The 10,199-nt window shown below is 37.7% G+C and carries 3 protein-coding genes; all 3 read right to left on the bottom strand.

From position 1 onward, the window contains the following. Positions 1 to 483: 483 nt before the first annotated feature. Positions 484 to 7,863 carry an Ig-like domain-containing protein gene (locus QW060_RS19650; RefSeq protein ID WP_290361920.1) on the bottom strand — a complete coding sequence of 2,460 codons (7,380 nt, stop codon included), beginning with the start codon at positions 7,861 to 7,863 and terminating at the stop codon, positions 484 to 486. Positions 7,864 to 8,300: 437 nt separating this feature from the next. After that, a complete protein-coding gene (locus QW060_RS19655; RefSeq protein WP_317623210.1) occupies positions 8,301 to 9,308 on the bottom strand; it encodes an Ig-like domain-containing protein in 1,008 nt (335 codons plus the stop codon). Between the two features lie 644 nt (positions 9,309 to 9,952). Further along, positions 9,953 to 10,199 (bottom strand): hypothetical protein (locus QW060_RS19660; protein ID WP_290364982.1); only part of this gene is annotated, 247 nt, incomplete at its 5' end.

The raw sequence follows: 10,199 nt of genomic DNA on the forward strand, positions 1-10,199 counted from the left end.
TCAAATTAAAGATTGGTTTAATTGCTGTTTGAAATGGATCAATTTACCTCAACTTATAAAGTTCATTGATCCTACCTCCTATATCGATGTGAAATTTTTTGTAAAAATTCCTTTTGAGTAATGGATTTGTAATGAGTAGTTTTCTTCATGTGATAAAATATTAAATTAACTAACTAAACAGCACAAAAACAGGAAGATTATTTATAATAATAACCTAAAAACATATCTCTGTAAAAGTTAGGAAAATCTAATTTATACTTTTTTTTAGAATATAAATGTTAAATTATGAAATGATAATAATTTATTTTAAAACATGATAATATGAATATAATAAAATGCTAACTAAAAAAATAAAAAGAGATTCAAATAATTTAACTTTTAAAAAAGAATAAACACATTCATCACTCTTATATAATCATAGCTATAAAAAAAAGCCTGTTCATTGAGTGAACAGGCTTTTAAGCATAAGATAATTAAGTCACTCTACTTTTTAACTACCTTAATAATCTGAACTTGATTTTCTGAACGCAGTTTAAGCAGATAACTACCGGAAGCCAAAGAATCCATATTAAGCTGGATACTCATATCTTTATATTCATGTATCAATACTTTCTGTCCAAGTAAATTATATACCTCAACCATTTCAATAACATTTTTGTAACGTATATTTAGTATATCTTTAACCGGATTCGGATAGTATACAAGTGCTGTTTTATCAAATCCGTCTATACCCAGGGTGATATCTACTGTTACTGCTGTCGGTAAGCTGGGACAACCATTGCTTCCGATGATGACTGCATAATACGTCTGACCACTTATCAACGGCATCACAGCAGATAATGGATTGTTTCCGGTTTTTGCATCTTGTATGCTTATATACCATTGAATATTTGTTTGATCCATCTCCAGATCAGCAATTGTAACTTCATTAATTTCATTTACTGTAAAACTTTGGTTTGCCGATCCTGTTGGGGGGGCAGGGAGAGGGAGTATCGTTACAGGTACTGCCGCTCTCTCAGAAATACAACCATGCTCCACCCTTGCTACATAATAAGTACCTGTTGTCAATGCTACATTCTGACTCAGTTCTGTAATACTGGTAGCCGTTGTATACCATCGATAGCTGATATTTGTTGTCGTTGGCAGTGATAAATCACCTACTCTTGCATTACCACAGAATGAGAATGCATTTACAACCGGCGCTTGTTTCGAAAGAACTCTAACGCTCACCGAACGTCTTGGAGATTCACATCCGGTTAAAGACTGAGACACATAATAGACACCGCTGGTTAAGGAAGTCGTCAATGGCAAAGGCGTCGTGGAAGTTGCTGAGTCATACCAGTTATATACAGCTCCCGGAACAGCTCCTGTAGCAACCAAATCTGCAACAGTTCCAATGCCACAAATATTCTGTGTAGTTGCTGCCGGTTTGTCTAAGGCAGTTTGCATCATAATCTGAATCTGGGATCTTGCTGACTCACATCCGTTCATTGTCTGAGAAACATAATAGACACCACTCGTTATATTTTGTGTAGAAACAATAGGATTCACAGCAGTAGCTGAAACATACCATTTCAACTGGGCATTTGGCAAGGTAGTGATTTGCAATCCTGAAAAAGAAGTTGCCTGACACAAATGGATTGACTGAGCAGGCAATGCTGCAGGTGTTGGTGTTATAACTGCTGTTACCGGAATGCGGGGTGACTCACAACCGGAACCCGAATGATAAGTAGCTGCATAATAAGTCGCTCCGTTTACTAAACTTACTGTTCCAGTTAATGGTGTTGTAGAAGCAACAGCATCATACCACCGAGCTTCAAATCCCTGATGTATTGTTACTGTTAAATCTGAAACTAATGCGCTGTCACAAAAATGCTGTGTTGCAGGTGCTGTTGGAGTCTGAGCTCCTACAATAGTAATCATAGCTGATATTCTTTCTGATTTACAACCCGATCTTTCTGCATCAACATAATAAGTACCTGTGGTATCAATACTGGTTAAAATATCTGTACCCGTCGCAGAAGCGTACCAACGAATAGTTGCATTTGGCTCTGCAGTAACTACAATATCATCCACAGGTATAGCATCACAGAACAATTGATCCTGTACTACTGGTGGCTTCACATCGACTACTTTTACCGCAATATTCTGAGTAGTATTGCATCCGACTGTAGAGGTAAAGGTTGCTGTATAATTAAAATCCTGCTCTTCATCACCATTGCGTTTAAAATATACTTTTGGAGCATGTGATCCGGAAACATAAGGAAGCGTACCTGATGAATCTGTATACAATCTGGTAGGAGGCGACCAGCTAACTTTTCCTGTGTCTATAAAAAACTTTGTATTCAAACGTTTCTTTGTCAAGGTACCTGTAGATGTATCGGATCCTGATTGCTGATACAAACCAACATCTGTGGTTAAAGTAGAATAATACGTTAACGCATTATTGGAAGAATTGATCCCTTTCTGATAAATCTCTATCAATAAATTAGAAGACCCATCCCACTCATAGGTGGTGGTAAACATAATATCCTGCCAGCCGGAATCAGTATGAGTATGGGTTACAGGACCATATACTGTTGTAAAACCATCTGTTTCAAAACTGGTAGAAGAAATAACATTGTTTGTAACGCTTTTTATTTTAATCGTATAGTCCTGATTAGTGGCATTAGAACCTAAAGTGGTAATATTAAAAGAAAGTCCTTTGATTTTTCCGTGATAAAAACCTAAGGCATTTAATTCCTGTTTAGTATAAATATACTGCTGTTTTGAATAAGTCCATCTATTCATAAAAGCTGTAGTTGCATCATAATCCGTACTAAGAGTGGTACTTGTACCCACAGTAATATCAGTCTTGGATAGTTCCTGATAAGCCAACTCCAATACATCATCTTTACATACTACATAATCGGATTGCAGTGGAGTAAATGTAACCAATGGATTTACCTGTACTTTTACATTCTTTACAGTTCTACAGAAAGATCCCTGATTCTGTTTGGCAATTAATCGATAATTGGTGGTTTCAGCAGGATTAAAAATCCATCCGGTAGCAGCACTGCCGGTTACACCTGTAGAAGGTTCCCAAATATATTCATTATAATCTGATGCGCCGCTTGTAATTGTAACAACAGCAGAAGGAGTACCTTTACAAATTGCAATATCCGTTGCTGAGAGTGTAATGTTTGGTGCAGCAGTTACTGTTGCTATAACTTCTGTCCTCGGTGAAGCACAAATCCCTGTATACTTCAGATCATAGAAATAATAATAGTAAGAAGTAGTTGATCCGCCCCATTCAGAAGAAGTTACAACCATGTTTCCATCAGCTCCTGTATAAGGAAATGTGAGATTAGAAGATTCACGAATTAATGATACACCAGAAGCATTTTTTACAAGCATTTTATATCCTGTACCGGCAGGCACTGTGAAATTAAGAGGAATAATATTTGGACTAGTAGTCCCTCCTGCAAGAATATTCACATTACCTGTTTCATATATTTCTACACCGGCACTATTCTGAATTTTGATATTAAGCGTACCTGCTGTAGTTGAATAAACAGAAACTGAATTAAGAGCAGTATCTTCTATTGCATTAAATATAATCCCCCAATTAGTTATGGTAAGAGCAGTTGCGGAACTAGATGGTGTTGAAATTCCTGTATTATTTATACCTCCCGTTACAGCAGAACTCACCCAATAAGAAGTTGTAGTATTTATTTCAGGTGTTGTAAAGGAATTCCCAGTCGCAATAACACTTCCTCCGGTAGGTACCGTATACCATCTCACATCTCCTCCTGTATAAGTAACCTCTAATGGTACTTGACCTGATCCGCAAACAGTGCCTGGTGTTGTTGTTAATATCTCATAATAATCACACAGTGTAGTTATTTTTTTCGCATCGGTCCACGCACTTGAGGTATTACTGTCACACACTGATTTTATATATATATAATAAGTAGTAGAAGGAATAAGGCTTTGGAGAGTGGTCGTAATAGTCCCTACAGCCAATGTACCACTTTGAACCAAACCGACCGCTTCTCCGGGATTACCAGAAGTACGCAATTCATACTCATATCCGCTTTGTGGTGCAATCACAGGTGTCTGCCAGTTTACAACTGCTGAGTTCTTGGTAATGTTTCCCACAGTCACTCCCAAAGCCATTAGGCAGGTTGGTGATAATTCAACCGATATATCTCCCACATATAAATAACTTTTATTTTGATCTGAATAACTTTGAAAACCAATATAGTAAACACCCGATACAGTAGGAACAAAATCGATTACTTTCTCAACAGTAGCTGCTGCATTTGGGGTAGTTACGGTAAAAAGTTCATTAACCATAGCGGTATTTACAGGAGATTGGCCATAACTTACCCGTAGCTTTTCTACACTCCAGCTGTTTCGATATTTAAATCGCAAACGATAGCTTACCCCTGCTGTCATATTTAATCCTCTGGTATAAAACCAATCATTTGCAACATTAGTAGAATGATAGGGATATCCCATAACTTTACCGCTAAAACCTGTCTGAGATGCATAACTTATCCATGTTTTATCATCATTATTGACATTCTCTACAACCACACAAGCCGGTAGTGTCGGAGTAGTCACTGCATTGATCGGCATTGTATATGGGACATTTGTGGCTGTACATAAAGTTGTAAACGGCACACCATTTGACCAGGCACCCATATCTGTACTGCTGCAAATACCTCTTATATAAACAGAATAGGTAGTATCAGGAGTCAACTGTGTAATAGCAACAGTAGTAATACCTGCTGCGGTAGTTCCTGAATTAACAAGACCTACATTTCCACTTCCAGCTGCACCAGAAGTTCGAATCTCATAAGAGTAACCATTTGAAGGTGCAGTTGCAGGAGCTGTCCAGTTGATCGTAGCAGTGGTTTCAGTAATTGAATTTATTTGTACACCTGATAATTCAAAGCAAGTAGGCGATAGCTCAACCGATATATCCCCTACATAAATTCTATATTTATTGGCATCCGAATAAGCTTGGAATCCTATATAATAAACACCAGTAACAGAGGGTACAAAATCAATGCTTTTTTCTACCGTAGCAGCAGTTGTAGTTGTACTTACAGTAAACAAGTCATTTGTCATTGCTGAATTGACTGCAGCATTACCATAACTTACACGTAATTTTTCTGCAGAATAATCATTGCGATATTTAAATTTCAGACGATAACTGGTTCCTGCGGTTAAATTTAAGCCTCGTGTATAAAACCAATCATTAGCTGCATTGCTTGAATGATAGGAATATCCCATAACTTTACCGGTAAAACCTGTCTGTGATGCATAACTGATCCATGTTTTATCATCATTATTGACATTCTCTACAATCACACATTCTGGTATCGCAGGTGTAGTCACTGCATTGATCGGCATTGTATATGGGACATTTGTGGCCACGCATAAAGTTGTAAACATTAGAGCAGTTGACCAACTACTCGTTTCTGTCGTACTACATACGCTTTTTACATAGAAAGAATAAGTGGTATTGGGTGTCAACTGAGAAGTGTTTACTGTAGTAACTCCTGCCGCAGTTGTTCCTGCGGTTACTAAACCTGTAGCTCCGCTGCCTGCAGCTCCTGAGGTACGGATTTCATAAGCATAGCCGTTTGAAGGTGTTATTAAAGGCGCTGTCCAGCTTATAACAGCATCTGTTTGTGTAATATTACTGATATTGAGACTAAAAACCTCCAAACAGGTTGGCGATAACTCAACGGAGATATCCCCTACATACAGATAATTCATATAAGCATCAGAATATGCCTGAAAACCAATATAATATACCCCTGTTGCAGTTGGGATAAAATCGAGAATCTTCTCAACAGTAGAAGTTTGATTCGGAGTTATTACAGTAAATAGTTCATTAACCATAGCTGTATTGACAGATAAAAGCCCATAGCTTACCCGTAATTTTTCTACATATCCGGAGTTTCTATATTTAAACTTCAGTCTATAGCTCACACCCGCAGTCAGATTTAATCCCCGGGTATAAAACCAGTCATTCGCACTATTGGAAGAATAATAATACCCCATAGCTTTTCCGGAAAAACCTGTAGGTGTTGCATAACTCTTCCAAGTACCAGTATCATTATTTACATTCTGGACAATCACACAAGCTGGTAGTGCCGGAGTAGTCACTGCATTGATCGGCATTGTATATGGGACATTTGTGGCCGCACATAAAGTTGTAAACGGTACACCATTTGACCAGGCGCCCGTATCTGTACTGCTGCAAATACCTCTTACATAAACAGAATAGGTAGTATCAGGAGTCAACTGTGTAATAGTAACAGTAGTAATACCTGCCGCAGTTGTTCCTGCGGTTACTAAACCTGTAGCTCCGCTGCCTGCAGCTCCTGAGGTACGGATTTCATACGCATAGCCGTTTGAAGGTGCTGTCACAGGCGCTGTCCAGCTTATAATAGCATCTGTTTGTGTTATATTACTGGTATTGAGACTAAAAATCTCCAAACAGGTTGGTGATAACTCAACCGAGATATCGCCAACATAAAGATAATTCATATAAGCATCAGAATATGCCTGAAAACCAATATAGAAAATACCAGTCGTTGCAGGAATAAAATCAATTATCTTTTCGACCGTAGAACTTACCGTTTCTGTAGTCACTATAAACAATTCGTTTGTCATTGTTGTACTTACCTGAGAAGTACCATAGCTTACCCGTAGCTTTTCAACATAACCCGAATTTCTATATTTAAATTTCAAGCGATAACTCACACCCGCAGTTAAATTTAATCCCTGAGTATAAAACCAGTCATCCGCAGCATTAGAAGAGTAATAATACCCCATAGCTTTTCCGGAAAAACCTGTAGGAGCTGCATAAGTCTTCCAGATACCCGTATCATTGTTTACATTTTGGACCACTACACAAGCTGGTATTGCCGGAATAGTAACTGCATTGATCGGCATTGTATAAGGCACATTTGTGGCCAAGCATAAAGTAGTAAAAGAAGTTGAAGAAGACCAATTACTTTCATCTGTAGCACTACAAATTGCTTTTACATATACATAATAAGCGGTATTAGGGATTAATTGGGAAATATTTGCGGTGGTAACTCCTGCAACAGTAGTTCCTGTTAATACTAAACCGGCAGTTCCGCTTCCTGCAGCACCTGATGTTCGGAGTTCATATTTGTATCCATTTGCCGGTACAGGTACAGGTGCAGTCCATGAAATGACAGAGGAAGTAGTTGCTATAGAGGTAGCATTAATAACAATAGGAGAAAAACAGGTGATTAATGGTCCGAATTTTAATTTCAGATTGGGTCTGTATGCAGTAATAGTGCCCGTAGTTGTAGGTGCAGAATAATCTCCCCTTATATACATATGCGTGCCAGCAACATCAGAGTAGCGGATACTATTCCCTGAAGCCCCGCCACCGTTTCCGGAACCACCATAATTAGCTTCAACGAGTACCAGTAAATTATTAGCATTTCCTGTATAATTGAAAGCAGTATTCAAAATAAAAGTATTCCACTCTTGTTGTGGAGTTACAGAGCCATCATACACCAGAGTAGCTCCGGAGGTCATAGAAGACCAGTCAGAAGAAACTATAGTGTTCGCAGTCGTTTCTTTGAGATAGATTTTTATGGGACGAGCTCCCTTTCCTCCAACATTGGCATACCAGGCAAGCGTAGAGATATTTCCGGTATTCACAAGTTCTGAAGCTTTATATAAAGACGCTGACCGTTCAAAACCATAATTATTCCCTAAAGGATAAACTTGAACAGAAGTTCCTGTTCCAATGGTAATTTCCTGAGAAAAAAAAGGTATTGTAAAGAGTAAAGCTACTAAAAGCAAGTATTTTTTTTTCATGGTAAAAACGAGTATTTATTAAACTATATTTAAACAATTAACATAGATAACACAACACTTTTTCCTCCATTCCAAAAAATGCAATATTTTTCAACTATATTCACTAAGTTAAACTTTTTTATTGTACAAAAAATAAAAAATGTTAATAAAGCAAAATTTAACATATAGAAAACAAAAAATAAGACAAAAACAACAAATAAAGATAGAACAATGAAATCATTTGTTATTAATTCTTAAATTACAATTCATACCTTTAAATGCAAGGATATTTCTTAAAATAATAAACAATATATTTTTGTTTTTGATGGTCAAATCAGTTATTATTTCTTTATAAAAACTTAATCCCTTACTGATAAATAAAAGGCTTTTATATAAAACTGAAAAAGCCTATTCATAATGAACAGGCTTTAATAATATAAAATAATAATAAATCCATTTTACTTTTTGACTATCTTAATGATCTGATGATAGTTTTCTGAACGAAGCTTTACAAAATAATTACCCGAAGCTAAAGCACTCATATCTATCTCAATACTACTGTTCTTGTTTTGTTGGATTAATACTTTTTGTCCAACTACATTATAAACAACAACCTCTTCAATGATGTTCTTATAGCGAATATTCAAAACATCTATAACTGGATTCGGATAATATACAAGTGCTGTTTTATCAAATCCGTCTATACCCAGAGTGATATCTACTGTTACTGCTGTCGGTAAGCTTGGACAGCCATTGTTTCCGATGATGACTGCATAATACGTCTGACCACTTATCAATGGTATTTCCGCAGACAACGGATTGGCACCTGTTTTAGCATCGGTAACATTGATGTACCATACTACATTACTCTGATCCATTACCAAATCAGCAATCGTTGCTTCTCCCATCTCATTTACAGTAAAATTTTGTGTTAGTACTCCTGTTGGAGCTGATGGTAGGTCCAAGACAGTTACCAAAACTGCTGTACGTTCTGAAATACATCCCTGTTCTACCCTTGCCACATAATAAGTACCTGTTGTCAATGCTACATTCTGACTCAGTTCTGTAATACTGGTAGCCGTTGCATACCATCGATAGCTGAGATTTGTTGCCGTTGGCAATGATAAATCACCGACTCTTGCATTACCACAGAATGAGAATGCATTTACAACAGGAGCTTCTTTTGAAATAACCTTAACCGCTACTGACCTTTTCGGTGATTCACATCCGGTTAAAGACTGAGACACATAATAGACACCGCTGGTTAAGGAAGTCGTCAATGGCAAAGGCGTCGTGGAAGCTGCTGAGTCATACCAGTTATATACAGCTCCCGGAACAGCTCCTGTGGCTGTCAAATCCGATACTGTTCCACCACCACACAAGACTTGTGTACCCGCAAAAGGTTTCTCCAATGCAGTTTGCATCATAATCTGAATCTGGGATCTTGCTGACTCACATCCGTTCATTGTCTGAGAAACATAATAGACACCACTCGTTACATTTTGTGTAGAAGCAATAGGATTCACAGCAGTAGCTGAAACATACCATTTCAACTGGGCATTTGGCAAGGTAGTGATTTGCAATCCTGAAAAAGAAGTTGTCTGACACAAATGGATTGACTGAGCAGGCAATGCTGCAGGTGTTTGTGTTATAACTGCTGTTACCGGAATGCGGGGTGATTCACAACCGGAACCCGGATGATAAGTAGCTGCATAATAAATCGCTCCGTTTACTAAAGCTGTTGTTGGAACCAATGGAGCTGTTGCTGTTGCTGTTGAGTACCATCTGCCCTCAAATCCCTGATGTATTGTTACTGTTAAGTCTGAAACTAATGCGCTGTCACAAAAATGCTGTGTTGCAGGTGCTGTTGGAGTCTGAGCTCCTACAATAGTAATCACAGCTGATATTCTTTCTGATTTACAACCCGATCTTTCTGCATCAACATAATAAGTACCTGTGGTATCAATACTGGTTAAAATATCTGTACTCGTCGCAGAAGCGTACCAACGAATAGTTGTATTTGGCTCTGCAGTAACTACAATATTACCCACAGATATAGCATCACAGAACAATTGATCCTGTACTACTGGTGGCTTCACATCGACTACTTTTACCGCAATATTCTGAGTAGTATTGCATCCGACTGTAGAAGTAAAGGTTGCTGTATAATTAAAATCCTGCTCTTCATCACCATTGCGTTTAAAATATACTTTTGGAGCATGCGATCCGGAAACATAAGGAAGCGTACCTGATGAATCTGTATACAATCTGGTAGGAGGCGACCAGCTAACTTTTCCTGTGTCCTATAAAAAACTTTGTATTCAAACGTTTCTTTGTCAAGGTACTGTAGATGTATC

It is taken from the genome of Paenimyroides ceti, from assembly GCF_030409925.1.